Annotated in this window: 23 protein-coding genes and 1 pseudogene; 7 read left to right on the forward strand and 17 right to left on the reverse strand. The window is 69.1% G+C overall.

Translation table 11 applies throughout. The features are described 5' to 3' along the window. Nucleotides 1-241: 241 nt before the first annotated feature. Entirely contained in the window at nucleotides 242-1,423 is a 1,182-nt protein-coding gene (locus tag LW840_RS14965; RefSeq protein ID WP_291261369.1) for a sugar phosphate nucleotidyltransferase, read from the reverse strand. 123 nt (nucleotides 1,424-1,546) lie between these two features. Here LW840_RS14965 and LW840_RS14970 point away from each other — a divergent pair, with 123 nt between their 5' ends. Further along, the gene (locus LW840_RS14970; protein WP_291261368.1) at nucleotides 1,547-2,575 is read left to right on the forward strand and encodes a hypothetical protein; all 1,029 of its coding nucleotides are present in this window, start codon (nucleotides 1,547-1,549) and stop codon (nucleotides 2,573-2,575) included. Nucleotides 2,576-2,593: 18 nt separating this feature from the next. Next, the gene (locus LW840_RS14975; protein WP_291277277.1) at nucleotides 2,594-4,072 is read left to right on the forward strand and encodes a pyridoxal-dependent decarboxylase; all 1,479 of its coding nucleotides are present in this window, start codon (nucleotides 2,594-2,596) and stop codon (nucleotides 4,070-4,072) included. 115 nt (nucleotides 4,073-4,187) lie between these two features. On the opposite strand, the gene LW840_RS14980 is transcribed toward LW840_RS14975, so the two are convergent. Then, complete coding sequence (locus LW840_RS14980; protein WP_291261366.1) at nucleotides 4,188-4,577, reverse strand: DCC1-like thiol-disulfide oxidoreductase family protein; 390 nt, start codon at nucleotides 4,575-4,577, stop codon at nucleotides 4,188-4,190. A gap of 44 nt (nucleotides 4,578-4,621) precedes the next feature. Here LW840_RS14980 and LW840_RS14985 point away from each other — a divergent pair, with 44 nt between their 5' ends. After that, entirely contained in the window at nucleotides 4,622-5,098 is a 477-nt protein-coding gene (locus LW840_RS14985) for a tRNA (cytidine(34)-2'-O)-methyltransferase (RefSeq protein WP_291267203.1), read from the forward strand. A gap of 227 nt (nucleotides 5,099-5,325) precedes the next feature. Continuing rightward, nucleotides 5,326-5,748 (forward strand): MGMT family protein, encoded by a 423-nt coding sequence (locus tag LW840_RS14990; protein ID WP_291267204.1) that lies wholly within the window; start codon nucleotides 5,326-5,328, stop codon nucleotides 5,746-5,748. Here LW840_RS14990 and LW840_RS14995 read toward each other — a convergent pair. From LW840_RS14995 to LW840_RS15020, 6 genes are all read right to left on the reverse strand, one after another. Continuing rightward, nucleotides 5,678-6,775, reverse strand: coding sequence for a glycerophosphodiester phosphodiesterase family protein (locus tag LW840_RS14995; RefSeq protein ID WP_291273586.1), 1,098 nt, complete (start codon nucleotides 6,773-6,775; stop codon nucleotides 5,678-5,680). The genes LW840_RS14990 and LW840_RS14995 overlap by 71 nt on opposite strands. A gap of 130 nt (nucleotides 6,776-6,905) precedes the next feature. Then, nucleotides 6,906-7,943, reverse strand: a complete 1,038-nt coding sequence (locus tag LW840_RS15000) for a LacI family DNA-binding transcriptional regulator (protein WP_291267206.1) — start codon at nucleotides 7,941-7,943, stop codon at nucleotides 6,906-6,908. 132 nt (nucleotides 7,944-8,075) lie between these two features. Then, on the reverse strand, nucleotides 8,076-8,579 hold the full coding sequence (locus LW840_RS15005; RefSeq protein ID WP_291261361.1) for a TlpA disulfide reductase family protein: 504 nt from the start codon (nucleotides 8,577-8,579) through the stop codon (nucleotides 8,076-8,078). A gap of 89 nt (nucleotides 8,580-8,668) precedes the next feature. Then, a complete protein-coding gene (locus LW840_RS15010) occupies nucleotides 8,669-9,406 on the reverse strand; it encodes a cytochrome c biogenesis protein CcdA (RefSeq protein ID WP_291261360.1) in 738 nt (245 codons plus the stop codon). A gap of 46 nt (nucleotides 9,407-9,452) precedes the next feature. Beyond that, the gene (locus LW840_RS15015; protein WP_291277278.1) at nucleotides 9,453-10,697 is read right to left on the reverse strand and encodes an HD domain-containing phosphohydrolase; all 1,245 of its coding nucleotides are present in this window, start codon (nucleotides 10,695-10,697) and stop codon (nucleotides 9,453-9,455) included. Between the two features lie 23 nt (nucleotides 10,698-10,720). Then, a complete protein-coding gene (locus LW840_RS15020) occupies nucleotides 10,721-12,829 on the reverse strand; it encodes a HEAT repeat domain-containing protein (protein WP_291277279.1) in 2,109 nt (702 codons plus the stop codon). A gap of 256 nt (nucleotides 12,830-13,085) precedes the next feature. On the opposite strand from LW840_RS15020, the gene ettA reads away from it, so the two are divergent. Further along, nucleotides 13,086-14,753 (forward strand): energy-dependent translational throttle protein EttA, encoded by a 1,668-nt coding sequence (gene ettA / locus LW840_RS15025; RefSeq protein ID WP_291268940.1) that lies wholly within the window; start codon nucleotides 13,086-13,088, stop codon nucleotides 14,751-14,753. 524 nt (nucleotides 14,754-15,277) lie between these two features. Here the strand turns inward: ettA and LW840_RS15030 are convergent. Together LW840_RS15030 and LW840_RS15035 are read right to left on the reverse strand one after the other, a co-directional pair. Further along, the gene (locus LW840_RS15030) at nucleotides 15,278-15,679 is read right to left on the reverse strand and encodes a type II toxin-antitoxin system VapC family toxin (protein ID WP_291267211.1); all 402 of its coding nucleotides are present in this window, start codon (nucleotides 15,677-15,679) and stop codon (nucleotides 15,278-15,280) included. After that, entirely contained in the window at nucleotides 15,676-16,020 is a 345-nt protein-coding gene (locus LW840_RS15035) for a ribbon-helix-helix protein, CopG family (protein ID WP_291268942.1), read from the reverse strand. Before LW840_RS15035 ends, LW840_RS15030 begins: the two co-directional genes overlap by 4 nt. Before the next feature lie 85 nt (nucleotides 16,021-16,105). Here LW840_RS15035 and LW840_RS17635 point away from each other — a divergent pair. Then, nucleotides 16,106-16,362 (forward strand): annotated as a pseudogene (locus LW840_RS17635) (NAD(P)-binding protein); the annotation flags it as partial. Nucleotides 16,363-16,572: 210 nt separating this feature from the next. On the opposite strand, the gene LW840_RS15040 reads toward LW840_RS17635, so the two are convergent. The 4 genes from LW840_RS15040 to LW840_RS15055 form a co-directional block, all read right to left on the reverse strand. Next, nucleotides 16,573-17,031 carry a hypothetical protein gene (locus LW840_RS15040; protein WP_291267213.1) on the reverse strand — a complete coding sequence of 153 codons (459 nt, stop codon included), beginning with the start codon at nucleotides 17,029-17,031 and terminating at the stop codon, nucleotides 16,573-16,575. Continuing rightward, nucleotides 17,028-17,249 (reverse strand): hypothetical protein, encoded by a 222-nt coding sequence (locus tag LW840_RS15045; RefSeq protein ID WP_291267214.1) that lies wholly within the window; start codon nucleotides 17,247-17,249, stop codon nucleotides 17,028-17,030. Before LW840_RS15045 ends, LW840_RS15040 begins: the two co-directional genes overlap by 4 nt. Before the next feature lie 213 nt (nucleotides 17,250-17,462). After that, the gene (locus tag LW840_RS15050; protein ID WP_291277280.1) at nucleotides 17,463-19,439 is read right to left on the reverse strand and encodes an HD domain-containing phosphohydrolase; all 1,977 of its coding nucleotides are present in this window, start codon (nucleotides 19,437-19,439) and stop codon (nucleotides 17,463-17,465) included. A gap of 187 nt (nucleotides 19,440-19,626) precedes the next feature. Next, nucleotides 19,627-20,964, reverse strand: a complete 1,338-nt coding sequence (locus LW840_RS15055; RefSeq protein ID WP_291277281.1) for an aminotransferase class V-fold PLP-dependent enzyme — start codon at nucleotides 20,962-20,964, stop codon at nucleotides 19,627-19,629. Nucleotides 20,965-21,086: 122 nt separating this feature from the next. Between LW840_RS15055 and LW840_RS15060 the strand changes: the two genes are divergently transcribed. After that, nucleotides 21,087-22,460, forward strand: a complete 1,374-nt coding sequence (locus LW840_RS15060; RefSeq protein ID WP_291277282.1) for a M20/M25/M40 family metallo-hydrolase — start codon at nucleotides 21,087-21,089, stop codon at nucleotides 22,458-22,460. A gap of 83 nt (nucleotides 22,461-22,543) precedes the next feature. On the opposite strand, the gene LW840_RS15065 is transcribed toward LW840_RS15060, so the two are convergent. The 3 genes from LW840_RS15065 to LW840_RS15075 all read right to left on the reverse strand — a co-directional run bounded on the left by LW840_RS15065 (nucleotide 22,544) and on the right by LW840_RS15075 (nucleotide 26,254). Further along, a complete protein-coding gene (locus LW840_RS15065; protein ID WP_291261349.1) occupies nucleotides 22,544-24,385 on the reverse strand; it encodes a hypothetical protein in 1,842 nt (613 codons plus the stop codon). Nucleotides 24,386-24,469: 84 nt separating this feature from the next. After that, a complete protein-coding gene (locus LW840_RS15070; protein WP_291277283.1) occupies nucleotides 24,470-25,000 on the reverse strand; it encodes a DUF305 domain-containing protein in 531 nt (176 codons plus the stop codon). Nucleotides 25,001-25,168: 168 nt separating this feature from the next. Then, nucleotides 25,169-26,254, reverse strand: coding sequence for an SRPBCC family protein (locus LW840_RS15075; RefSeq protein ID WP_291268946.1), 1,086 nt, complete (start codon nucleotides 26,252-26,254; stop codon nucleotides 25,169-25,171). Nucleotides 26,255-26,296 lie beyond the last annotated feature (42 nt).

The raw sequence follows: 26,296 nt of genomic DNA on the forward strand, positions 1-26,296 counted from the left end.
ATGCCGGATGCATGCCGGACGTCCGAGATGGGAAACGGCTTTCGGAAGTCGGAGGCCGGAGGGCGTGCGTCCTGCGACTCCGGCTTCGGACCTCCGAACGCGGTATCCGGCGTCCGACCTCCGGCATGGATCCGACCTCCGACCTCCGACCTCCGGCGTCCGACATCTGATATCCGATATCCGATATCCGATGTCTGAAATCTGATGTCCGACCCCTCCGACCGATCCGACCTCTCCGCGCCTACTGCCGTCCCGGGTTGAAGCGCAGGCTTCCCGGCAGGGCATTCAGCAGCGGTCCCAGTTCGGTGGCGCGATCCTGCGTGGTGACGAAGGTGAGTCCGTCGATGCTGACCACGATCATGCCGCTGATGCCATAGGCCACCACGCAGCAGCCGTCCGCATGAATGACATTGCCGCTGCAGTCGACGCAATGGACCTGGCCCATGACGCCGTTGCCGGTATCGTCGAGCTCGCGGACGCGGCGCAGTGAGGCCCACGTCCCCACGTCGTCCCACTCCATGTCGGCGGGGAGCACCACCACGTTGGGAGACCGTTCGAGCAGGCCGCGGTCGATGGAGACGCTCGACACGCGCGCGGCGAATTGCTCCATGGCTCCGGCGGCAAGCTGTGGCAGGCCGTGTCGCACCTCGGCGGTGTGCCGGTCGAGTTCGTCCAGCACCACGCGGGCGCGCCACACGAAGATGCCCGTATTCCAGAGCGCGCCACGCTCGATGAGCACGTCGGCCAAGGCCGCGCCCGGTTTTTCCACGAAATGCTCCACGCGGCAGGCCCCACCTTCGGCGCGCGACTGGAGGGGGTCGAGCGGCATCCCCGGCTGGAGATAGCCGAAGCCGGTTTCGGCGCGTGTGGGTCGGGCACCGAGGGCCACCAGCGCGTTGTCGGCCGAGGCGATGGCGGCGGCGCGGCGGAGCGTATCGCGCAGCACATCGGGGTACCCCACGGCAAGGTCGGCGTGCAGCGCCACGAACACCGTGTCCGGCCCCGCGCGTCGGGAGACTTCCTGCGCTCCCCATGCCAGCGCGGCGGCGGTACCGAGCGGGCGCGGCTCAATGAGCAGATTGCTGCGCGGTACCTCGGGAATGGCCTCGTGCAGCGCATCGGCAATGTCGGCGCTCGTCACGACGAGCACTCGTTCGGCCGGCACCAGCGGCGCCAGGCGCGCCACGGTGTCGGCGATGAGTGGCCGTTCGTTGACGAGGGCCAGCACCTGCTTGGGCCGGCGCGGCGTGCTGAGTGGCCAGAACCGCGTGCCGATGCCGCCGGCGAAGACGACAGCCCACATGGCGGTGCCGGTGCCAAGCATGGCCTCGAGGTCCACCTCCTCGAGCGTACCGGCCGCGAGGGCGTCGTCGTTCGTGACCGAGGTGGGAGCAGTTGGACTGACGACGCGGGTCTCGGACATCGGTCGGCGAGTATGTCGTTGGATGCACCGGGGGTACACGTCCGGCGACGGCTCGGACCCGACGCGCGGTGACTAGCGATCCGGACCGGGGCGGGACAAGATATCTGCAACTTACGCTACCTCATGCTGACCCTGCACCTCACCAACGGCGATCACGCCGTGACCGCCTTGGCCCGTTCGGGGCTGCCCGGCGACCTGCTGTCGTGGCGCGATATGCTCCACGACGGGCCGGTCCCGTCGGATCACGATCTCGCGACCTTCCGGCGGGTGCGTGGGGAATTCCTGGCCAGTCGCGGCTGGCAGAGTCAGTCGGCGGCAATCGCGGATTTTGCCGAGCGCGATGCCCGGCTCGACAGTGTGAAGACCACGGATGAGCTCGTCCTGTGGTTCGAGCCCGACCTCTTCGATCAGCTGCAGCTCATCCAGGTGCTGGCCCGCGTGGCGCGCCGTCCGCTCGACGAGCGGCCCAGGGTGACGATCGCGCCGGCCGATTGCTTCCTTGGTCCGCTGCAGCCCGAGAAGTTCGTGCCGCTGTACGCGGCTCGCCGTCAGGTGACCGCCGGGGACTTCGCCCTGGCCAGCGCGGCCTGGGAGGCGTTCACGGCCGACACGCCGGATGCGCTGCTCGCGGTGACCGCGCGCATCGACCGCGAGGTGCGGGCACGCGCCTACGCCTACGACGACGAGGTGCGGCTGCCGCATCTGGCGCCGGCGCTGCGGCGGCAGCTGGAGGAGTACCCCGATACGCAGGCCGGGCTGTCGCGCTGCGAGCGGCAACTGTGCGAAGCGTTGTCGCCCGGGGCGCTGCCGTTGGCCAAGCTGTTTGCGGCGCACCAGAGCGCGGAATCGTGGGTGTGGCTGGGTGACTGGAGTTTCGCGTGGTATGTGCAGCGGCTCAGCGACTGCGCGCATCCGCTGGTGACGCACGTGAATGGCTCGCGGGTCATCGCGCCGCTGCGCGACACCGACGGCAAGGCCTTCTGGGAGCGCACCGTGCAGCTGACCCCACTGGGGCAGGACATGGTGCGCGATCGCGCCGATTTCGTGAAGGTGAACGGCATCGACCGCTGGATTGGCGGCGTGTACAACACCACCGCGCGGCACTGGCGCTGGGATCCCCATCACTACCGCCTCATTCCGTACAGCGGGTAGCATCGGTAACGTACGGCCATGACCGACGACGCCGCGCTCGAGGCCCTGGCCCTGCTGGAAGCCGATACCTCCCTGGAGGCGGCGCGCCCGATTCTGGCCTTGGCGGCCGACTACCTGGCGGGCACGCGCCGTGGCGAGGGGCCGGTGTCCACCTGGCACAGCGCCGAAGTCATTGCCGGCCGCCTGCAGGAAACGCTGCCGCGCCGGTCGCGCCCGTTGGCCGATGTGGCCCGGCGGCTGTCGTCGTTGCTGCTGGAAGACGTGAACCGTCTGGCGCACCCCATGTACATCGGGCACCAGGTATCGGCGCCGCTGCCGGCGGCCGTGTGGACGGATGCGCTGATCAGCGCGCTCAACCAGAGCATGGCGGTGCGGGAAATGTCCCCCTCGTTCACGCCGCTCGAGCATCAGGTCGTGGAGTGGATGACGGACCTGCTGGGTTGGGACGCGCGTGCGGGGGGCACCATGACGAGTGGCGGGACCGAGGCCACCTTCACCGCGCTGCTGGCCGCGCGTCGTCGCGCCATCCCCGATGTGTGGCGCTGCGGCGTGGGGGCCGATGCGCCCGTGCTGGTGTGTGGTGACCATGCGCATTATGCCGTGGCGCGCGCCGCCGGCAACATGGGGCTGGGCATGGAGCGGGTGGTGACGGTGCGCAGCGAGGCGCACCGCCTGAGCATTCCGGCGCTCCGCGACACGCTGGCGGCACTGCGCTCCCGCGGGGAGCGCGTGATGGCGGTCGTGGCCACCGCCGGTTGCACCGCCACCGGGGCGTTCGATGATCTCGACGCGGTGGCGGATGTCTGCGCCGAGTTCGGCGAACGGGGCGAGCCGCTGTGGTTGCACGTGGACGCCGCGCACGGCGGGGCGGCACTGCTGTCACCCACGCATGCGCACCGGGTGCGCGGCATCGCGCGCGCGCGATCGGTGGTCTGGGATCCGCACAAGACGCTGCTGCTGCCGCTCGCGGCGGGGCTGCTGCTCATGCGCGACGAACACGACCTGGACGCCGCCTTCTCGCAGCAGGCCCCGTATCTGTTCACCCCGAACGACGACGCGCGCGCGTGGGACATGGGGCCGCGCAGCTTCCAGTGCTCACGTCGTGCGGATGTGCTCAAGCTGTGGGTGGCGTTCGAGCGCTACGGCGCCGATGCGCTCGCCGCGTTGTACGATCGGCTCTGTCACATGGCGCAGACACTGCACGCGCACCTGGCCAACCATGCGTTGTTCACGCCGCTGCACGAGCCGGAAAGCAACATCCTGTGCTTTGCCTGGACCGGGCCCGACGTGAGTCCCGAGGAGCGCGATGCGCTCACCGATGCGCTGCGCGAGCGCTACAACCGCAGCGGACGCGGGTGGATTACGGCCACCACGCTCGATGGCCGTCGGGTGCTGCGCATTACGGTCATGAATGCCCGGACCGACGAGTCGCACATCGACGCCCTCGTGGATGGGCTCGAGGCCGAGGCGGCCTACGTACTCAAGCACCACCGCTGACGTCGGCATCGGGCAATCGCCACCGTCGCCCGCGGGAGCGGCACCGCACCACGGACGACGCAGACTCTCGCGGAATGACGCCGGGGTTCCCGGTACCCGCGGCACGACCCGCATGCTACGGGAGAAACCACGGGGCCTCGTGCGGCGCGGGGAGGCGGCACTGCGCCCGCCGTCCGAACCAGCGATAGCGGTGGCGGGCGATGACGCCGTACACGGCGTCGCGCCAGCTCCGCGGCACGACGGTGAACACGCGGCTCAGTGCAAACACGCCGCCGAGTTGCTGGAGCACGAACAGCGCCGCATCGGTGCGCAGCAGCACACGGCCGTGGTGCACCACCACGACGGAGTCCATGCCGGAGGGAAGGCCGGCCTGGGTGGCGGCCGTCGCACCCTGCAGCGACGCAAAGCGCAGGCGGTGCGCCCGGTCGTGGCGCAGCAGAAAGTCGACGAAGCCGTTGCACAGGCCGCACAGGCCGTCGAAGTAGACGATGGTGGGCGGATTCACGATGGCGTCTTGGCGGGACCGGGGCGCAGGCACACCATTACACCATGTCACTTCACGTCGTGCTGGTCCACCCCGAAATCCACTGGAACACCGGGAATGCGGGGCGCACCTGCCTGGCGGCGGGCGCCAGGCTCCATCTCATCGAGCCGCTGGGGTTCTCCCTGGATGAGCGACAGGTGAAGCGCGCGGGGCTCGACTATTGGCCGCAGGTGGAGCTGCGTGTCTGGAAGACGTGGGCCGACTTCGAGGTGACACTGCCGCGCCTTGGCGACCCGTGGTTCTTCTCCACGCGCGGGCGGCAGCCCTTCTGGGATGCGCCGCTGGCTGCCGGCGAGGGCACGGTCCTGGTATTCGGGCGCGAGACGGGCGGCTTGCCCCCCGCGCTGCACGAGCGCTACGCCGAGCGCTTCGTGACGCTTCCCATGTCCCCCTCGCCGCACATCCGGTCGCTCAACCTCTCCACGAGCGTGGGTATCGCCGTGTACGAGGTATTGCGCCAGCGGCGGGTGACGCAGCCCTGAATCGTTGGAACGCCTGCGCCTCGGATTCGATGACTTGAAGTCCGGTCCGAACGACGGTCCTGTAACAAAACCGCCGAACGTTGATGGAAGCCGCCGCATGCGGGACGACCTGCGCCGCTCCCTGTTGCACGAATGCGCCTGCCCGCCGTACCATATGCGCGCCCGGACCACCGGGTCCCGCCCGCCTGCATGGCACTCTCCGTCTTGTCCGACGCTGGAACGATTCCATGAGCATGATGATGCTCGATGCGCGCGCCTCGCTGTTCGGCAACGCGCTCGCGATCAAGGCCACGTACACGCGCATGAACGCCGATGTGCTGGCCGTCGTGCGCTCCATCCCCGCCGGTCGTCTCACCACGGTGGATGCGATCAGCACCTTCCTCGGTGTGCCGGTGCGTCACGTCACATTCCTGCTCGCGCGGCGTTTCGACGCCGACCGGGAGTCGGTCCCGTGGCACCGGGTACTCGCGCATCGCGGCGCCCTCGGCCGGGTGCTGTACAACGCGGCCGGCCGCTCCCAGGCCGACCTGCTGGCCGACGACGGGGTGACGGTGGGCTATCGCGGCCGCGTCGCGGAGTTCAACGCGCGCTACTTCGAGCCGAGCACGGAAACGACGGGCGTGGTACCGGCGGTGTTGCGCCGCAGCTGACGACTGCGCGCAGGAGATCGGGGCGATCGGTCGTGATGCCGTCCACGCCCAGCGCAAGCAGGCGCCGCATCTCGGTGGTGTCGTTGACCGTGTAGGGATAGACACGCACGCCCAGCCGGTGTGCCTCCGCGAGACGCTCGCGGGTGAGGCTCGCGGCGTTCGGCGACCAGTTGCGGCCGCCAGCCGCGAGAATGGCCCGCGGGACCGACCCACCGAAGTCATCCACGTCGAGCCCACCCATCCACGGTGATGCGCCGACGCGGCCGATCTGCACCGTATTCCCGTCCTGCTCGGTGCGCCCCTCGCCGGTGAGGATGCTCGTGGGGATATCGGGTGCGTCGCGATGCACCAGCATGGCCACGCGCCAATCGAACGCGATGATCTGCGTGCGCCCGGTCACCTTGCGTGCGCGCAGCACCCCGAGCGTGCGCGCCACCAGCTGCGGCGGCGCGGCACTCACGGCCGGTTGGGTGGGGTCGGTCTTGATCTCCACCACCAGGCGCGTGGGCGGCGCGCACTCACGCAGGAACAGCGTGATGACCTCGTCGAGGGTGGGGATGCGCGCACCGTCGGCGGCGCGCTGCTCCGGATGGCGCGCGGCGTACTCGCTGTGCGGGCGCACCCGCCCCACGTCATACTCCCGAAGGGCCGGCAGCGGCAGGCTGCGCAGAAGCGGGCGCGGATCCGCAATGCTGTACGCGCCCGATCGGTCGCGCGTGAGATCGGGGTGCAACGCGTAATCGTGGTGCACCACGACCTGATCGTCGGCGCTCAGGTGCACGTCGAGCTCGATGCCGTTCACGCCCACCGCGCAGGCGCGGGAGAAGGAGGCCAGCGTGTTCTCCGGCGCGAGTCCCGCGGCGCCCCGATGGCCGATGATTTCGAACGTGCGCGCGCCGTCCGAGGGCGCGGCGGCCGGTGTCGCGGTGGGGCGCGTGCAGGCCACGGCGGTGCCCAGCAGGGCGGTGACCATCACGATGAGCGGGCGATGCGCAGACGCAGCGCGGGGAGGGGCGGCAGTGGGCATGCCTTAACGTCCCCATGCACCGGACACCCGTCAATTGCGGACGCCTGCCGTTACGCAATGCTTACCGCGTTCCGCACGCCGTGCGCCGCCGTGCGCCGCGCCGGGGGGCGGCCCCACGGCGGGAGGCGCGTCAGCTGCCGGCGGCCTCCATCATCTTGCGGGCCGCGCCGCAGCTGGAGCGGATGACCAGCTGCGCCGGCAGGATTTCGTGGTTCGCCGGCACCGCGGTGCCGCCCCCGCGCAGCGTTTCGATGAGGCGTAGGGCGGCGCGCTCGCCGAGCGCGTGGATGGGCATGCGCACGGTGCTGAGCGGCGGCGACAGGAAACGCGTCATGGGCGTATCGTCGAAGCCGGTGATGGCGATGTCGTCGGGGACGCGCAGATCGGCGTCGCGAACGGCCGAGATGGCGCCAATAGCCATGGTGTCGTTGGCGGCGAAGATCGCATCGGGGCGCACGCCCGACTTGAGCAGCTGCGTGACCACCTCGTAGGCGGTGTCCATGCGGAACTCGCCGGCCAGCTCGGTGAGCTCGCAGTTGTCGTACCAGTTGGCCACTTCGCGCACGGCGTGCAGGCGCTCGCCGGCATCGACCTGTGCGGTGGGGCCGCGCAGGAACACGATGCGGCGATGCCCCAGCGACAGGAGGTGCTTCATCATGGTGGCGGCGCCCTGGAAGTTGTTCACCGACAGGGCGGCAAAGTCACCGACATCGCTGCCGGCGCCCACGAGGACGGTGGGGTAGCGTTCCGCGACCTCCGCCAGCGTCGCGCGGGCGGCCACCGACGGGGACACGGCGAGAAATCCATCCACTCGGCCGCGCATGTTGCTCACCGCGGCGGCAATCTCGTGCGCTTCGCGGCGAGCGCTCGTGACGAGGGTGAGGAAGCCGTGCTTCTTGGCGGTCTCGTCGATGCCGCGGATGAACTCGGAAAAGAACTCGCCGTAGAGCTCGGGGAGCAGCACGCCGAGGGTGCGCGTGCGACGCACGGCGACGCTGCGCGTACCGCCGTGGGGCGCGTAGCCCATCTTGCTGACCACGCTCCGGACCCGATCCCGCGTGTCTTCGGTCACGCGCGCCGCATCATTGAGCACGCGGGAGACAGTGGCGATGGACACGCCGGCGGCCTTGGCGACGTCGCGGATGGTGGGCGTTGGACGAGTGCTCACGCAGGCTCTGAGGAAGGGAGGCGGGAAACGCACGCGGTCCGCCGCAGGGCGTGCCGGTGAGTCTGGACTGACATTCCAATCACGCCGAATGTAACGCGTTTCAGGCGAAAGCCAAGGCCGTGTTTCCCGCCGTTACATGGCCTTCTTGAGGGCGGCCTCGATGTTCTGCGTGCCACCGACGCCGGTGTAGACGATCTTGCCGGTCTTGTCGGCGACCACGATGTAACTGGTGGCGGGGACATCGTAGGCGCCGCTCACGGTGCCTTTGCGGTCGTAGAGGATGTCGCCGGGCATCTTGTTGGCGGCCTGCCACGCCTTCACGCGTTCGACGGATTGGTTGACCGACACGGCAACGGTCACGAAGCGCACGGCCTTGCCGTGCTTGGCGTGGGCCGCGCGCAGGGCGGGTTCGAGCTGCTTGCAGTTGGGGCACCAGGTGGCCCAGAACTCGATGAGCGTGGGCTGCTGCTTGCCGAGGTAGGCCGAGAGGTCGACCGTCTGACCGGCGAGCGTTTCGAGGGGGCCACCGGGGGCTTGTTCACCGAGGGCGATGCCGAGGTCCTGCGCGGCGGCGGGGGCTGTGGCGATGGCGACGATCGCCATGGCGCGGCGTGCCGACTTGAACAGATCCGTCATGGGTGGTGAGTTCGGGTAGCGGGTTCCGGGTGAGTCGGACTCGAAACCCCAAACCCGAACCCAGAACCCGGAACTGATCGGTTGTGCCTTCAGAAGTAGACCTGCCCCATCTTCACCAGATAGTACTCGGCCATGGCGATCATGACGAAGGCGAACCCCTTCTTCACCGTCAGCATCCACGCACCAGCGCGAGGGAGTCGCGACAGTGTCCCGGCAGATACCCCCACCAGAACGAGGAGGGTGCACATGCCCAAGGAGAAGGTGAAGAGGTAGGTGAAGCCGAGGAGGGCCGATTTGGTGGTGGAGACCCAGGTGAGGACGGCGGCCATGACTGGGGCGGAGCAGGGGGCGGCGACCAGCCCGGAGGCGGCGCCCATGACGAATGCTCCGGCCGTGCGGCCGCCGGTGCCGGCGTTGGCCGCGCGCTGCATGATGGCGTTGGGGATGCGGACCGGCAGTACATCGAGCATGGCCAGCCCGGCGATCATGAGCAGGTTGGCCATGGTGAAGTAGGCCCACGGATTGGCCGACACCGTGCCGAACATGGTACCGGTGAGGCCTGCGAGCAGGCCGAGGCCGGCGTATACGCTGGCCAGACCAATCACGTACACCAGCGACAGGCCGACCGGTCGCCACCTTGACACCGTGGTGGCTCCTGCCTGCTCCGATGACGACTGGCCACCAACGATCGCGGCCGTGATCGGAATCATCGGATACACGCAGGGGGTGAGGCTCGTCAGGACCCCCGCGCCGAAGAGGAGCGGGAGTGCGGCGGCCGGGTTGCCGGACAGCTGGGCCGAAACGTCGGCGATCTGGAGGAGTGCCATCGACGACCATACGGGGGGAACCGGGCGAGCGTTCCCGGACCCTCCGTCAGCGCGATCGGGGCGACCGTGTCCGGTACTGGTCCAGCAGGTCGAAGAACGCGAGCAGCAGGTCCGCGTCGATCTCGCGGCCGGCCCGCAGTCGCATGTGGTGTAGCGCCCGCACCCGCGGCCACGCGGCCCGGTACGGCCGGTCGGTGCTGAGGGCGTCGTAGATGTCGCACACCTGCACCAGCCGCGACACGTAGTGCGGTTGGCGGGGGAAGGTGTACTTGGGGTAGCCCCCCTGCCCGTTGGCCCCGATGTGGTGTTCGTACGCCACGATCGCGGCCAGCCCATAGCCGGCGCCGCGCTCGCCCAACAGGCGCGCCCCCTCGAGGGAATGGGTGTTCAGCAGGGCCCGGTCGGCCGCCGTGAGCGCCTCCGTCTTGTTCAGCAGGCTGTCGGGGAGGCGGACCTTGCCGATATCGTGCAGCAGCGCGGCCACCCCGATGGCCCGCACGTCGCGCGCCCCGAAGGCGAGCTGCTCCGCGAGCCCCATGGCGAGCATCGCCACGTTGCAGGAGTGCACGGTGGTGTACTGGTCGGTGCTCTTGAGCTCGATGAGCGGCAGGAACGACCCGTGGTCGGCCCGCATGGCGAGCGACAGCCCGCGCACGATCGTTTCCGCCTCGCCTACCGGCAGGCGATTCGTCTCCGCCGTCTGCGCCTCCACCCACGCCAGCGCGTCGAGTTCGTCGCGCACGTCCTCGGGGGAGAGCAGGGTGTGCGCCGCCTCGATCGCCACCGGCAGGGCGCCGATCTCGGCGGGCAGCGGCACCGTCGCCTCTCCCATGGCCGGCGTCGACACGGTGCGCGACTCGCTGCCGGCCAGCCCCACGGGGCCGAACCGGATGCTGCCGACGAGTTGCGGATGCGCGAGGGGGGGGCAGCCCGTCCCGACCGCGGCGTGCAACGCCGTCAGCAACTCCACGAACTCCGATTCAGCGAGGGTGGCGCTCCCGAATTCCACGCGCTGGACGCCGCCCGCGGCGAGCCGTGCTCCCCAGTCCCACTCCCGGAACTCGTGCAGCACCAGTCGATCCACGATCACGTCGCCGCCGACGAAGGTGAGGCGGAGGGGGGTCACGCGCGCCAGGAGCTCCCGCAGCTTGGCCAGCGCCCGGTCGTGCGCCGCACTCCGCGCGGGGTGACCGGCGCCGTAGAGTGTCATGGCGGCGAGCGCCTGGCCCAGCGTGTGGAGGAACGCGCCCGCGATGACCGGCACCGGGGCGGGGGCCATGCGGGTGGGCATGCCGGTCGGCGTCGCCGGCGCGCTCATCGGGCCACCGCCGCGGCGGATGCCGAACTGCTGCCACTCAGCACCCCGGCCCGCCTGGCCAGCACGAGGATGGGGGCCACCTCGCCGTGCTCGCCGAAGTGCAGCGCCAACTGCAGCAGCGCCGTGCGCACGAGCGGGGTCACGGGGGCCAGCCGACGGCTCTTCAACAGGCCGCGGCGGGTCGCGTGCTCCACCAGCCACTCCCGCACCTCCGCGTGCCGCGACCGGGCGGCAGCGCGCACCGCCTTCTCGCGCGTGGTCAGGTCGATGGGCTCCTGATCGGCGATGGCCAGCAGCCGGGAGACGACCTCCCGCTGCGGGATCGCCTCCCCCAGAGCCAGCATGACCTCGATCGCGGCAAGGCGCACCTCGGCGTTGGCGTCGTCGAGCGCCCGGCGCAGCGCGGCCGGACGCACGTCCGGGTACAGCACCAGCACCCGGACTGCCTCCCGCCGCACGGGCGGCTGCTCGTGCGTCTGGAAGAGGAGCAGCGGACCCGGCGGCGCCTCCGTCGCGAGCGCTGCGGGGGCGAGGTCGACGCATACGTCCCGCAGCAGGCCCAGCAGGTTGCGCACCAGGTACCACGGCGCGGGCTGGGTGAGGCGCTGGTGCAGCATGGGCACGATGGCCGGTCCCGCCCGCTGCAGCCGGTCGTAGATGAGCCGCCGACCGGTGCGCGACTCGCATCGTTCGAGGGGCTCGATGAGCAACGGCGCCGACTCGTCCGGCAACCCGTCGAGGAGCTGCTTCGCCTCGGCGGCGTCGAAGGGGGTGCCGAGCAGCGCCTTGGCAATGGCCTGCGGGGTCACGGTGAGCCCGCGCAACCGGTCGCGCGTGGCCTGACTGGCCGCGAGTTCGGCCCACGCGAGCACCTGCGGGCCCAAGCCGTGGTCGGCGAGATGACGCACCGCCGGGACGGTATCGTGGGACACGACATCGATCTCGCAGGCCATCTGGACCAGGCGTACGGCTTCGTGGCTGATGGGGTCGAGCTGCACCGTCTGCCCGTCCGATGTCGGGTGCAGGTCGTTGGCGCTCCAGTGGGCGAGCGTGTCGAGCAGCTGATGATGCTCCATCGGATTGGGCTCGATCACTTCCCACCCCTGGATGAGTTCCAGCACCGTCTCACGCACGGCGTGGTCGGCGGCGTCCCGCGATCGGCTCGACCGGTGCGCGGTCATCTTGGTGATGATGCGCAGCATATGCGGAGAGAGTTCGCGGCCGCTGGTCTGGGCGGAGAGGTTCAGCCACCGGATGACTGCCGGGGCGGGGAGGATCTCCACCAGGGCGGACAGAAAGCGGGTGACCGCGTTGTCGGAGGCCGACGCCAGCAGGGCCGACAGGGCCTCGTCGTCGACGCCGGCGAACAGCGCGTCGAGCTGGGCGCCCACCGTGTCGCGGAGCGTCCGCGGCGCGGTGGCGATGCGGTTCGCGAGATCACTGAGGGCCGCGAAGGCGGCCCAGGCGGCCCTCGGGTCGGACGCGGCAATGGCGAGGGCGTCCGCGAGGGTGAGGCCCGACGTCGCCGACGCAGCCAGCGGGTCGTGGCTCCCCGACGGCACGTCACCCACTGCCGCAGCGGGGAGCGCGGCCGCCTCGGACCTGGGGCTCAGTCCCTCGAGCGTGCGCGTGGCCAGCGTGTGCCAGAGCTGTTCGCCCTCGGCGCGCAGCGTCGCCTCGTCGGCCAGCCCGAGCTGCTCGAAGTCGATGCGGCCGATGACGATCCCCTGCAGGTCGGGGAACGGCGCCGCGTCGTCCACCTCCGTCTGCCGGCGGGCGAGCAGCGCCACCAGGGCGCTGAGTGCACCGAGGGTGAGCCCGCGCTCGACCCGGATCGCGCCAATGCCCATGCCGTGCAAGCGGGCGGCGAGATCACGCACGACCGCCGTGTTCCCCGACATCACCTCGCCATTCACGAGGAGGTCGCGGTTGGCGACGGCGAGCGTGAGGCTGGCGTGGGCCTCGATGTGCCGGACGAAGACCTCGCTCAGTGCCTCGTCGGCCTGCACGACCATGGGATGCGTGTTCCCGTAGGACCGCCGCCGCGCGATGGCGAGCGCCAGGCCGGAGAGCAGGGGAAGGACGGCGGAGGATGCAGACGACACGGCGGCGCAGGGAGACGACGAGGGGAGCGGAGCGAGGTGGCCTCGGGTCACCGGCACGGCGGCGGGAGCCCGGGACTTTATGGCAAGGACGACCGGCCCCGGCGATCATCACAGCCCCGTGCCGCCGGCGCCCCGAGCGGCGTCCCCCGAGCGGCGTCCCCCGAGCGGCGTCCCCCGAGCGGCTTCCGGGGCGCCCTAGATTACCGCGGTGCCGTCGCCGCCGTGGCGACCGGCGTTTCCCTCTGTCACGGGTTCCATGGCTCCGCAGTTCATCTACGTCATGAAGGGGTTGCGCAAGGTGGTGCCACCGTCGCGCATCATCCTCGACGATATCTGGTTGTCGTTCTATCCCGGCGCGAAGATCGGCGTGCTCGGCCCCAACGGCGCGGGCAAGTCGTCGCTGCTGCGCATCATGGCGGGCGTGGACACCGAGTTTCAGGGCGAGGCGTGGGCGCACAAGGGCACGCGCATCGGCTACCTGCCGCAGGAGCCGGAACTCGACCCCACGCTCGACGTGCGCGGCAACGTGGAGCTGGCGGTCAAGAAGCATCGGGACGCCCTCAACGAGTTCAACGAGATCTCGCTCAAGTTCGCCGAGCCCGACGCGGACTTCGACAAGCTGATGGAGCGGCAGGGGACGCTGCAGGAGTACATCGACCAGCACGACCTGTGGAACCTTGACAACAAGATCGACGTGGCCATGGACGCGCTGCGGTTGCCGCCGGGGGACTGGCCGGTGACGAATCTGAGCGGTGGTGAGAAGCGTCGCGTGGCGCTGTGCAAGATCCTGCTGGAAGAGCCGGACATGCTGCTGCTCGACGAGCCCACCAACCACCTCGATGCCGAAAGCGTGGCGTGGCTGGAGCACTACCTGGAGAAGTTCCCCGGCACGGTGGTGGCCATCACGCACGACCGCTACTTCCTGGACAACGTGGCCAAGTGGATTCTCGAGCTCGATCGCGGCAAGGGCGTGCCGTACGAGGGGAACTACAGCGGCTGGCTGGAGCAGAAGCAGCAGCGGCTGGCGCTGGAGGAGAAGCAGGCCAGCGCGCGGCAGAAGACGCTGCAGAAGGAGCTCGAGTGGGTGCGCATGTCCCCGCGCGCACGGCAGGCCAAGAACAAGGCGCGTCTGCAGGCGTACGAGGATCTGGCGAGCGAGGCGCAGAACGACCGGGTGATGGGCAACGAGATCGTCATTCCGCCGGCGCCGCGTCTGGGCAACGACGTGGTGCGGGCGAAGGGGCTGCGCAAGGCGTACGGCGACAAGCTGCTCTTCGACTCTCTCGACTTCGACCTGCCGCGGGCCGGCATCGTGGGCATCATCGGCCCGAACGGTGCGGGCAAGACGACGCTGTTCCGCATGATCAACGGGTTGGAGACGCCCGATGCGGGGGAGCTGTTCGTGGGGCCCACGGTGAGCATCTCGTATCAGGACCAGCAGCGCACGCTGGAGGGGAAGCGGACGGTGTGGGAGGAGATTTCGGGCGGGCGCGAGACCATTCCGGTGGGCAAGCGTGAGCTGAATTCGCGCGCCTATGCGGCGAGCTTCAACTTCAAGGGGGCCGACCAGCAGAAGCTGGTGGCGAACCTCTCGGGCGGTGAGCGGAATCGGCTGCACCTGGCCAAGACGGTGATGCAGGGCGGCAACCTGCTCCTGCTCGACGAGCCCACGAACGATCTCGACGTGGACACGCTGCGGGCGCTGGAGGAGGCGGTGCTGGACTTCAGCGGGTGCGCGGTGATCATCTCCCACGATCGCTGGTTCCTGGATCGTGTGGCCACGCACATTCTCGCGTTCGAAGGGAATTCGGAGGTGGTGTGGTTCGAGGGGAACTACGGCGCGTACATCGAGGACCTGAAGAAGCGGAAGGGCCCCGACGCGGATCAGCCGCATCGGATCAAGTACAAGAAGCTGGTGCGGTAGTTGGAGCGCTGAAGGAAAAGGCCCGGTCGAGCGAGATGCTCGGCCGGGTTTCGCGTCACTGCGCGCGTTTTGCGACCTCGTCGCAACGTGAGGTGAGGAGGGCGATGGTGTCGCGTGCGCAGCCGAGGTCCCGCAGCACGGTGGTCACGTCGGCGACCGACAAAAGGGCGAGAGCGGCAACGGGTCCAGACAGAAGGCGTCGTCGTAGAAGAAAACGGGGCGTCCCTCGTGCAGGGCAAGGGTCCCAACGACGCGGTCGGGCACGGCGATGCCGTGGCGGTCCATTCCGAACCGGAGCCTGACCAGCACGCGCGCAACGGGCGTCGTGACGCGCGCGCTCGAGATCCTCCAGCCTCTCGACCGTGACCGCCGGGAAGAGATCGTCGAGGTTCGGCGAGACGCTCAGCGCCACCGCAATGCGCACCAATCGCTCGAACGCGATCTGCCCGGTGGTCTCGAAGCGACGGAGTGTGTCGACCGAGACGCCGGCCCGCTCCGCCAAGACGTTACGCGTCAGCCCGACGCTACCGCGCCAGCATCACATCGGTCCGCGCGAAGTCGTTTCCCACGCACAGCAGCGGCCAGCCCAGCGAGGCGGACACGGCATACGCGAGGCAGTCGCCGTAGTTGAGCACCGCCGGGGAGCCCACGCCGCGTCCGAAGCGGCGGTGGGCCTCCCGCGCGAAGGTGGCCTCGCGCGTTGCCAAGGGCACGACGCGCACGTCGAAGCGCTGCAGAAACGCGTCGAGCGCCAGCTCGCCGCGCCCCCCGTAGCGCGCGCGGAGCACGATGCCGGTCTCCACCAGCGTCGGGGCGCCGATGACCCGGTCGGTCAGCCGATCGAGGGCGGCCGCGAGCCGCGGCGCCTCGGGTTCATCGGCGATGAGCGCTATGACTGCTGAGCTGTCCAGCACGACTCCGCTCATGTGGGCAACCCGATATCGTCGTAGCCGAGAATCTCATCTGCCGGCCGCGGGTCGAGGACGGGGAGCTCCCGCACGATGGCCTGAATCTCGGCGAGCCGGGACGCGACGGAGGGCAGAGGCGCCGCGGCAGGCTGGGCCGGCTCGACGCGATAGCGCGGCGATGTCTCGGCGACGCCACGACTGGCCGCTGTGCCCGCGGTCCGCGAGAGCTGCGCCTCAACAAACGCATGCAACGCTTCGCGCATGAGTTCCGCAGCAGAACGGTCACCGGCCGCCGCGAGCGCCTGCAGCGTGCGGTAATCCGCCTCGTCGACATAGACCGTAGTCTTGATGGTCGGCATATGGTACCATATATGGCATTAATGAAACTCGCAAGAGCGGAGGAGGGCCTGTGCCGGCCCGCCGCGCAATGCTTGGGGAACCTCCATGACTTCACCGAAGACGAGCACGCTCCCCGAGACCGGCGCCCCGCCGTCCGACCTGCCCGCCGCCGCGCCCAGGCATGTGGACGTGGTCATCGTGGGCGCGGGGTGGTCCGGCATCAGTGCCTGCAGCACGACCTCGAGCACGACGGCCCTACCCTCCGCTACGCCATCATCGAGGGGCGTGAGCGCATGGGCGGCACGTGGGACCTGTTCCGCTACCCGGGCGTCCGCTCCGATTCGGACATGTACACGCTGGGCTCCCGCGGGGAGGGGATGCGGGCGCTCGTGCCGCACGTGCATCTGGACTACGTCGAGGGGGCGGGGCACATGCTGCCGCTCACGGCCCCCGATCGGGTGGCGTCGTTCGTGCGGGGGTGGCGGGTCGGGCAGGTGCGCTCGCGGATACCGACGCCTGGTGACGGGACACGTCGCCCTTCAAGCCCGAGACCCAAGCGCTCGTGGCCGGTACTACTCCGCGCGCGGATCTTCGCCGAGGGACTCGAGATCACCGAGATCCTTGAAGCGGCCGGAGCTCCGCTTGTTGCGCACCAGCGACTCGCGTCCGAGAAACGGCACCGGCAACCCGTCCACCTGATGCACGAGGCGTCCGGGCCACGCCTCCTCGAACGTCAGCCCTGAGACGCCCGTCAGGATGTCGATGCGGCGTGGCGGGACGCCGATCTGGACGACCATGTCCGGCGTCTCGAGATCGGCGGGACGAACGCCGAGCGACTCGGTGGGTGCCCCGAAGCGGACCAATGCCCGCACCACACGCGCCACATTCGCCGGCGTGCGGTCGATCCAGATGTCGATATCGCCCGTGGCCCGAGGAACGCCATGGACGGCCAGCGCGTGTGCCCCAACGACCAGGAACCGGGCCTCCTCCGCGAGCAGGGCGGCCAGACACTCCAGAAAGTCGGAATTCACCGGGCGGTGTCGAACGGACCGGGGCGCAACGCGCGCACCACGACCGGCGCCTCGTGCCGTGGGTACACGATCGCGGTGGTGCCGGCGAGCGCAAACGCCTCGTGCGTGAGCGTTTCGACCAGGGCGAGCCGCGACGCCGGCGTGGTGGCCCCGCTCAGGCCGGCGTCGGGTTGGTCGTGCAGCCGGCGAATGGAAACAGAAGGCGCGCGCTCAGGCATGCATGAAAGCTACGCCGTCCGCAGTCGTGTGGGAGGGGCTCGATGTGCCGGCGGAGGGGCGCCGCCCTACCCCCGCGCCGCCATGGTGCGCAGCGCTGTGCGAACGTGCAGTGCCGGACTGCAGTGGTAGCCGGTGATCGTCTCGCACGACAGAAGCACGCGATCTCCCGCGCTCGAGCCGAGTGGGCAGCCTGCCTCGGCTGCCACACCCGTCTACGCCCGGCCGGCGCCAATCAGCTCGTGCGCGTGGTTCGCGGGCTCGGTGTCGCCGCTCTCGTCCCCGTCCGCGGCGACATTCCTGAAGCGCTCGTAGATCTCCAGCACCTGGGGCAGGGCTCGCCGGAAGGCGGCCACGACATGGGGGTCGAACTGCGCTCCTGCCTCCGCCTCCAGCATCGCGAGGGCCTGCTCCACTGGCCAAGCCTCCTTGTATGCCCGCTTCGAGGTCAGCGCATCGAACACGTCGGCCACGGACACGATCCGAGCGGCGAGCGGGATGGCGAGCCCGGCGAGCCCTCGCGGATAGCCGGCGCCATCAAAACGCTCGTGGTGCGCTTCGGCAATCTCGATCGCCACGCGAAAGATGCTGTAGCCGAGGTCGTTCATCTGCGCTTCGCATTGCCGCAGCACTTCGGCGCCAATGGTGGGGTGGCGCTGCATGTCCACCCGCTCGGCTTCGCTGAGCCCCCCGGGTTTGTGCAGAATGGCATCGCCCAATCCCACTTTGCCGATGTCGTGCATCGGGGCGAACTGATGAATGGACCGGACAAAGGCTGCCGAAATCTGATCCTGGTACGGTCCGGCGCGCCCGAGCTCCTCGGCGATGAGGGCCGCGTAGAGCGCCATCCGCGCCAGATGGTCACCGGTCTCCGCATCGCGACTCTCGGCGAGCTTGGCGAGCCCCTGAATGGCCGAGACGACGAGCCCTTCCATGAAGACCGTCTTGTCGAGCGCGTGGGTGAGTTGCCCGGCCACGTTTTCGATGAGTTCGGCATGTTCGGGCGCGTACGCGCCACGGACACGCGAGGCGAAGACCAGAAGTGCGCCGCCGCCACTCCCCTGGATGGGCAGCAGCATCGCCGACGCGAAGCCCCCGTACCGAAGCATGCCGATGCAGGCATCCGACGGGGTGTCCCGGTGAGCGGCGCCGAGGTCGTTGACGGTGCGCGCTGCACCCGCTTGCAATGTCACCCCGAATCGCGGGAACGACATGCCCTCCCGCAGGATTCTGTCGTCGCTGCCAGACTGCCGTTCGAGGACGAGTCGTTCGCCGTCGGGCGCCAGAAAGAAGAGGCCCACCCAATCCAGCGGCAGAAAGCCCCGGAACTCCTCGGTCACGAAGCGCAGCGTATCGTCGAGCGTTTTGCCCTGCGCGATGCGATCGGTCAGTCGGAACAGGGCATTGAGTCGGACCGACAGTTGGTTGAACGCCGTCGTCATCTGGCCGATCTCTCCGCCACCCTGCACCGGGACCTGATGGCCGAGTTCTCCCCGCGCCACGCGCGAAAAGCCGTCCATGGTTTCGCGCAACGGCCTGACCAGGTGACGGTAGAGCAGCGCAATGAGCGCCACCATGGTCACGGCGGCAAGCGCCAGGACCAGCTGGTTGAATAGCCGGATGGTGGCGAGCTTCTGTTCCATCATGTCCTGAAACGCGCGAGACAGCTGCGCGGACGACTTGGACAACCTGTCGCCGACCTCGGCGACGTACTCTGCGCCGCGGGTGACGTCGGGCGCGCCGTCCGCGGCGCCCAGCCGCCGATTCAAGGTATGACGGAAGGCCTGCCAATCGTCGGCGGTGCGCTGCAGTTGCGAACGGGAGCGCGCATCCCAGATGCAGACGATCGCGTCGTACTTGCCGGTCAGCTCGGGCTCGAATCGGCGCGTGACAAAGGCGGTGATGATCTTGTCGTACAGCGCCATGTGTCGCTGCAACCCTTCGTAGTACACCTGCCGCTCGGCACCGCGATTCGCCGCAGAATCGGACGCCAGCTGCAGGAACGTGCGGGCGTCGCTGACCATCGCCGCACTGGTCACGCGGAGCTGTCCGGACAGGTTCAGAATCTCGTAGTCATGTCGGCGCAGGTTCAGCGCATAGATGCCGTATCCCGCACTCCCGGCCAGCGTCGCGAACAGCACGCCGAGGGACAGCGCCACCTGGAACCGGATGGTCTGCGCCCAGGGGGGCATGATGACGCGACGACGATTCACGGCATTCCGGAGATGAGGGCTGGTGGCACGGCGCGGCTGTCGCCGCCCGAACGCCGGGGCGCCTCTCACCTGCGCGCGCGTCCGACGCCGAGGAAGGACGGTCGAGGGCCGGCGACGGCAACATGCCGTGCGCCGCCTCCCGTCCCCGCCAGCGTCCGCCTGCTCCCTACCCCCGCGCCGCCATGACCTGCAGCGCTGCGGCGAGCGTGTCCAGCTGCGCCGGTGTGTTGAACAGCGTGGGCGTGACCCGCACGCAGTCGCCGCCGGCAATGCCGGTACGCGGAAAGGTGAAGATGCCGAACTCGTCGAGCAGCGTCTTCGCCACGGCCTCGTTGGCCGCCTTCGTGCCACGTCCGTGCAACCGGAAGCCGGTGATGGCGCCCACGAGGGCGGGGGCATCGGGGGTGAGGATGTTCACGCCCGGCACGTCGCGCACGGCGTGCACCCAGCGGTCGCGCAAGAAGCGCAGGCGGGCCGCCTTTTGCGGCACGCCAATGGACTGCTGAAAGGCAATCGCGTCCGGGATGGTCATGACCGTCGCGAAGCTGGTCGTGCCCGTGTGCAGCCGGCTTTCGATGCGCGTGAGGGGGAACGCCTCGTCGGCGTGCATGCGGTCGATGGCGTCGAAGCGCCCTTCGCGAATGAACATGGCGCCTGCGCCCACGGGTGCGCCAATCCACTTGTGCAGGTTGAGCCCTACGAAGTCGGCGCCGAGGTCGCGGACGGTGAGCGGCACCTGCCCGAAGGAGTGCGCGGCGTCCACCACCACGTCGGCGCCGCGCGCCTTGGCGAGCGCAGCGATCTCCTGCACGGGGATGATGAGCCCCGTCTTGTTGTTGCAGTGCGTGAGCAGCACGAGCTTCGTGCGCGGGTGCGCGTCGAGGGCCTGCGCATACGCCGCCAGCACATTCTCGCGGGTGGCGGGCTCCGGAATGGCGAGCCTGGCCACCGTGGCGCCGCGCGCTGCCGCCAGCGCGTTCATGGCCCACTGCATGGCGTTGTAGTCGAGGTCGGCGTACAGCACCGTGTCGCCCGCCTTCACGCCGCGGTACTGCGTGATGAGCGCCTGCAGGGCCTCGGTGGCGCCGCGCGACAGCACGATTTCGGTGGGCTTGGCCCCCACGAACTGGGCCACCGCGTCGCGTGCCTGCATCAGGATGGGGGGGTAGGCGCGCCGCGCGAAGTACGAGCTTTCGCGGTTCACCCGATCCACGTGCCGGTGGTGGGCGGCCAGCACCGGCGCCGCCATGATGCCGAAGTACCCCGCCTCCAGGTTGATGACGGCATCGGTAACCGGATACTGGGTCGCGACCTTGCTCCAGTACGCCTCGTCCTGCACCACCGCCTGGAGTGGACCCGGGAGTGGCGCGAGCGGCGGTGGGTCCGACGCCTCGTTGCCGCTGACACTGGCGGCCCCCGCCGCCGACACGGGCGCGTGGAAGGCGAGGGACGCCGCACCAACGGCAGCGGCCTGTTTCACGAAGTCGCGACGAGGCTGGGTCATGCCGGACGCTACGGCCGCCTGGGGCAGGTGACAAGCCGCGGGGCCCGAAGCACCGTCAACCTCCCAGTGCTAAGATTGTGCGGCTATCACCCCCTTCTTCCTCCGCCCGGTGAGGTTCCCCGATGTCCCGCGTTCTTGCTGTTGCCGCCGGCCTGCTGCTGACGCCCCCGCTGGCATCCGCCCAGGCCACCGCCGCCCAGGGGGTCGCCGATCCGCGCATCACCGCGCTGGTGGCCAGCGTGTCCCCGGAGCGGCTCCAGGCCACGGCCACCAAGCTGGCCAGCTTCGGGACCCGCTCCACCCTGTCCGACACGGTCTCCACCACGCGCGGCATCGGCGCCGCCCGCCGCTGGATCTACGACGAGTTCAAGCGGGCAAGCCCCAAGCTGCAGGTGGCCTTCGACCGGCACATGCTGGCCCGGCAGGGGCGCATCACGCGCGAGGTCGAACTGGTGAACGTGGTGGCCATCCTCCCCGGCAGGAGTGCCCGCCGCATCTACATCTCGGGGCACTACGACGCGGTGAATCCGCGCGGGAATGCGCCCAACAACCCCGGGGCGGGGGCCGGTGCCGCCGGCGGCGATGCGCAGATGCGGGCCGAAATGGACCACAACGCCGATGCGCCCGGCGCCAACGATGACGGCAGCGGCACGGCGCTCACCATGGAGCTGGCGCGCGCCTTCGCCAACAGCGGGCTCGAGTTCGATGCCACGCTGGTGTTCGTTACCTGGGCCGGCGAGGAGCAGGGGCTCCTTGGCGCCATGGTACACGCGCAGACCCTCGCCGCCGCCAAGGGCACCGTGACGGCGAACTTCAACAACGACATCGTGGGGAGCAGCCTCGGCGGCAACGGCATCATCGATGCGGAGAGCGTGCGCATCTACTCGTTGGGCCCCGAGGACTCCATGAACCGTTCCCTCGCCCGCTACATCGCGCGGGTGGCGGGCGTCTATGTGCCGTCACACACCATTCGGCTCATGGCGCGGGAGGACCGCTTTGGTCGTGGCAGCGATCACTCGTCGTTCACCGCCTTCGACTTTCCCGCCGTGGTGTTTCGCGAGGCCAACGAGAACTACCAGCGGCAGCACAACACCGAGGACAAGCCGGAGGGGATGGACTTCCGGTATCTCGCGCAGAACACCCGCGTGAACGCGGCGGCCGCGGCCTCGCTGGCGCTCGCGCCACCGGCACCCAAGGTGACCACGGGGGGCGGCACGCCCACCATCAGCCGCGGCACCACCGGCTACGACGCCGCGCTCCAGTGGGAGGCGTCGCCGGGGGCGGCGGGCTATCGCGTGTACTGGCGCAACACGTGGAGCAATGACTGGGAGCGCTCGCAGTACGTGGGCAACGTGACGCGCTTCCTGCTGCCGAACGTGTCGATCGACGACTACGTGTTCGGCGTGGCGGCGGTGAACGCGGAAGGACACGAGAGCCTGGTGAGCGCGTACGTGTCGCCCAACCGGCGCATGCAGGAAGTGCAGATCAAGAAGTAGCCCGGCCCGCGACCCCGCAGCATGACGAAGGGCGCCCCACCGTGGGGCGCCCTTCGTGCATCCGGTCGTGTCGCGGTGTGCCCTTACTTCGACGCCGCCGCCAGTCGGCGAATCTCGCCGGCCATCGCGCGCACGCGCGCGCTGTCCTTGGCGCCGGCGATGTCCTTGCCCACCTCGGCCGCCAACGTGTTGAGCGCAGCGGCCCGCGCCGCGCCCGTCTTCTGTTCGGCAGCGGTGAGCGCCGCATCGATGGCCGTCGTGCGCGCGGCCGCGAGCCCCTGACCACGCACCAGCTGGTCGAGGTACGAGCGGATCACCACGAACGCGGGCGGCCACACGTACTTGGGCTGACTCTGCGGGTTGAACTGCTCGAAGGTGACCAGCTTGGCCGCGGCGATCTCGTTGGCCGAGAGCTGCGCGGTGGGCGTCAGCTCGAGGATGTCGAGACCGCGATCGAGCTCGGAGGAAACGATGAGGCCGTTCCAGTAGTACGCGCCCCACGAGCCACCGATGGTGTTGCCGCCACCGCGCACCGTGGGATCGGCGGCCGCGGCAGACGGCACGTCCACCGGACGCGGCGGGTTGATCGAGCCGCGATCGAAGTAGGCGATCTCGAAGGCGCTGTCGGCGTTGGTGAAGTCCATGATGTTCACGCCGCCCTGGTACCACCCCTGCACGTACAGGTCGCGCCCGGGCACCGGGATGATGCCGCCGTTGTGCGCCACGCAGTTCTCTTCCGCGGCCTGCGCCGACCCCAGCTTGAAGTATGCGCGCTGCTTCTGCCGCTTCTCCGCGTCGAGGGTGATGATCGTGTTCCCGCCGAGCTGCTGCATGCTCGAGGCCTGGCACATCGGGCCCGTGCCGCCGCCCCACTCCTCGGTCTGGATCAACTTCTTGGCGTCGTTGCTGAAGGCCGCCGTGTGACGCCCCTGGAAGTTGTTCGTGTCCATGATCGCATTGATACGGAACGGCTTCTCGGGGTTCTTGATGTCCACGAGAATCGAGTGCGTCGAGCAGGACGCGAGCAACATGTTCATCTCGGGGTAAGCCGTCACGTCATGGCAGTTGCGCGGACCGGCCGGCATGTCGGCCGCGGGCTGCGGACGCCCGGCGCGCGTCCCCGTGCGCGTCGGCACGCAATACCGCTGGCACTCGCCAGCGCCTTCGAGGTCGGCAAAGATGCGAGCGCCCGGAATGACCTCCGACTTCTCCGGGGCGTTGAGGTACACCTTCACGATGTCGAGTTGGTACAGCGAGTTCGTCGGATCCTTCGGATCGTTGCCGTTCTTGCACCCGGCGAGCTCGGTGTCCGGACGCGCGCCCTGCTGCCCCGACACATAGAGATAAATGATGTTCTTGTTCGTCGGGCTCGGCACCAGCGTGTGCGTGTGCGAGCCTTTGCACGTCTCGACGTTCTTGATCAGCTTGGGCGCCTTCGGGTTGGACACGTCGAAGATGCGAATGCCGGCCATGTGATCCTTCGGATCCTGCACGCCGCCCGCCCCGCAGTCCTTGCGATTGCCGGCGCCTTCGGCCGAAAGGAAGAGGAGCGTGCCGTAGATGGTCGGGTCGCCCTGCGAGGTGATGCACTTCGTAACCGACGCGATGACCGGTTTCGCGGGATCGGTGATGTCCCAGATGGTGAAGCCGGCGAAGTTGGCCTGGTAGACGTAGTGCGTCGCGAAGGCCACATCGGAATTGATGAACGTCAGCCCGCGGACGGTGTCGAGCTCGGCCGGCTTGGGCGAGAACGACACCTGCTTCATGCCGTTGATCGCGATGCCCGCATCGAAGCGCCCGGGTTTGAGCGTGCTGCGGGGATCCTTGTTGGACGGATAGGTTTGCGCCGAGAGCGTACCGGGGGCACTGAGCGCCGGCACGGCCACCGCCGCGGCGAGCAGGAGCAGACTGCGGACTACACGCATCGATTCACCCTCCAGAGGTGAGGTGCAGCGGGAGAAACATCGTGGCGCACCGGGCCCGGCGCACCACGACCCGGATTGTGCGGGTTACAGCTTGGGCAACTGGGCGAGCAGGCGCTTCATGATGCCGATCTCGGCGGTCTGCGCTGCGACGACATCGTTGGCGAACACGTTGGCATCCACTTCCTGACCGGCGCCGGGCGACTTGAAGAGCTCGTCCACCATCTTGATGGCGCCGGCGTGGTGCTTGATCATGCCGACGAGAAACAGGCGGTCGAACTGCACACCGCGCGCCTTGTTCATCTCGGCCAACTCTTGGTCGGTGAGCATGCCTTCCATGCGCACGTCGTGCCACGACGCGGTATCGGGGGCGAACTGGTTATAGCGGCGCAGCCAGTCCTGCATGATCTGGATTTCGGGCATCTGCGACTGGTCGATCTTGCGCGACAGCTTGAGCAGCTGTGCGTTCGTGCTGTTCGATTCGGCCAGTTTGGCCATGACGATCGCCTGCGCATGATGCGCGATCATCATCTGCATGAATTCCACATCGGCCTTGGTGTACAGCGCCCCCTTGGGGATGACGATTTCCGGCCCCATGCGGTGCATGCTGTGATCCATGCCGTGCTGGGCGGATACCGGGGAAGCGAATCCAGTCGCAACGAGGAGTGCGACCAGTGAGGAAATGCGACGGGCCGTCATGAGGGCTCCGGAGGTATGCCGACTGCACATCGGCGGGCGGATGATTGGGCTGGTACCACAGAGAATACGGCTCTGGAAGCGCCAGCGTTAGGTCATGGCCTCGTGCAGGAGCGAGTGAAAGTGATGCACCCCCGTCTCGTGTTCGGCGGAGTAACGGCCGCGGTCGTAGATCCGTGAGCGCAGGTTGCGCTGCACGACCTCGCAGATGGCGATGTCCTCGTCCTGCACTTCCGTACTGAAGGCCATGAGCTTGAGCCAGGCCGGGTCGGTGGCGGCATCGGCCGGGGGATCCACCGCGTACCAGTCGAACACCACGCGGCAGCGGTCTGGGCCGAGCGGGATCACCACGTTGGTCTGCATCTGTCCCAGATACACGTTGAGCATGGTGTTGGGAAAGAGCCACGCATAGACCGCTTCGGGGACGTCGGTGGTGGCGGGATCGTACTGGCGGTCGGGGTTGCCGCCATGCACGGGGCGCAGCGGCGCATGCTGCAGCGAATACCAGCGGTGCGGCTCCACCCGGTAGCGATCCATGTCGAGCTCCTTGTTGAGCCCCGGATGCACCACCGGTACGTGGTACCCTTCGAGGTAGTTGTCCACGTACACCTTCCAGTTGCACGCGATCTCCCAGCTGCGCGACGTGACGAAGCGCATGCGTTCGCAGTGGAACGGCGCCACGCGAGCGGGCAGATCTTCGAGCACCTCGGCGAGCGGCGGCGCCTTGCCGTCGAGATTGACGAACACGAGCGGCCCCCAGGTGGTCACGGCGACCGGCACCAGACGCATCTCCTCCGGCCGGAACTGCGACGTGCCTTCCATGCCGGGGGTGCGCTGCAGGGCCCCATCGAGGCCGTAGGTCCAGCCGTGATAGCGGCACTGCAGCGTGTGGCGCTTGCCGCACCCCGTGGCCACCGGGCCGGCGCGATGCAGGCACACGTTGTAGAACGCCCGCAGCTGCCCGCCATCGCGGACGACGACGACACTGTTGGCCCCCACGTCGGCGGTGAAGTACTGCCCCGGCTCCATGACCTGTTCCATCCGGCCCACCAGCTGCCAGCTGTGGGCGAAGACGCGCTCCATCTCGAGCTCGAGATAGACCGGGTCGTGATACAGGCGCGCCGGCAGCGTGGCGGCGCGCGCAATGTCGGGGTCGAACGGAAAGGCGAGCGGCATGATCCAAGCTTGCGGTCTCGCGGGGAGGTGGCAAGTTGGGCG

Source organism: Gemmatimonas sp. (assembly GCF_021298855.1).
In the GTDB taxonomy this organism is placed as follows: Bacteria; Gemmatimonadota; Gemmatimonadetes; order Gemmatimonadales; family Gemmatimonadaceae; genus Gemmatimonas.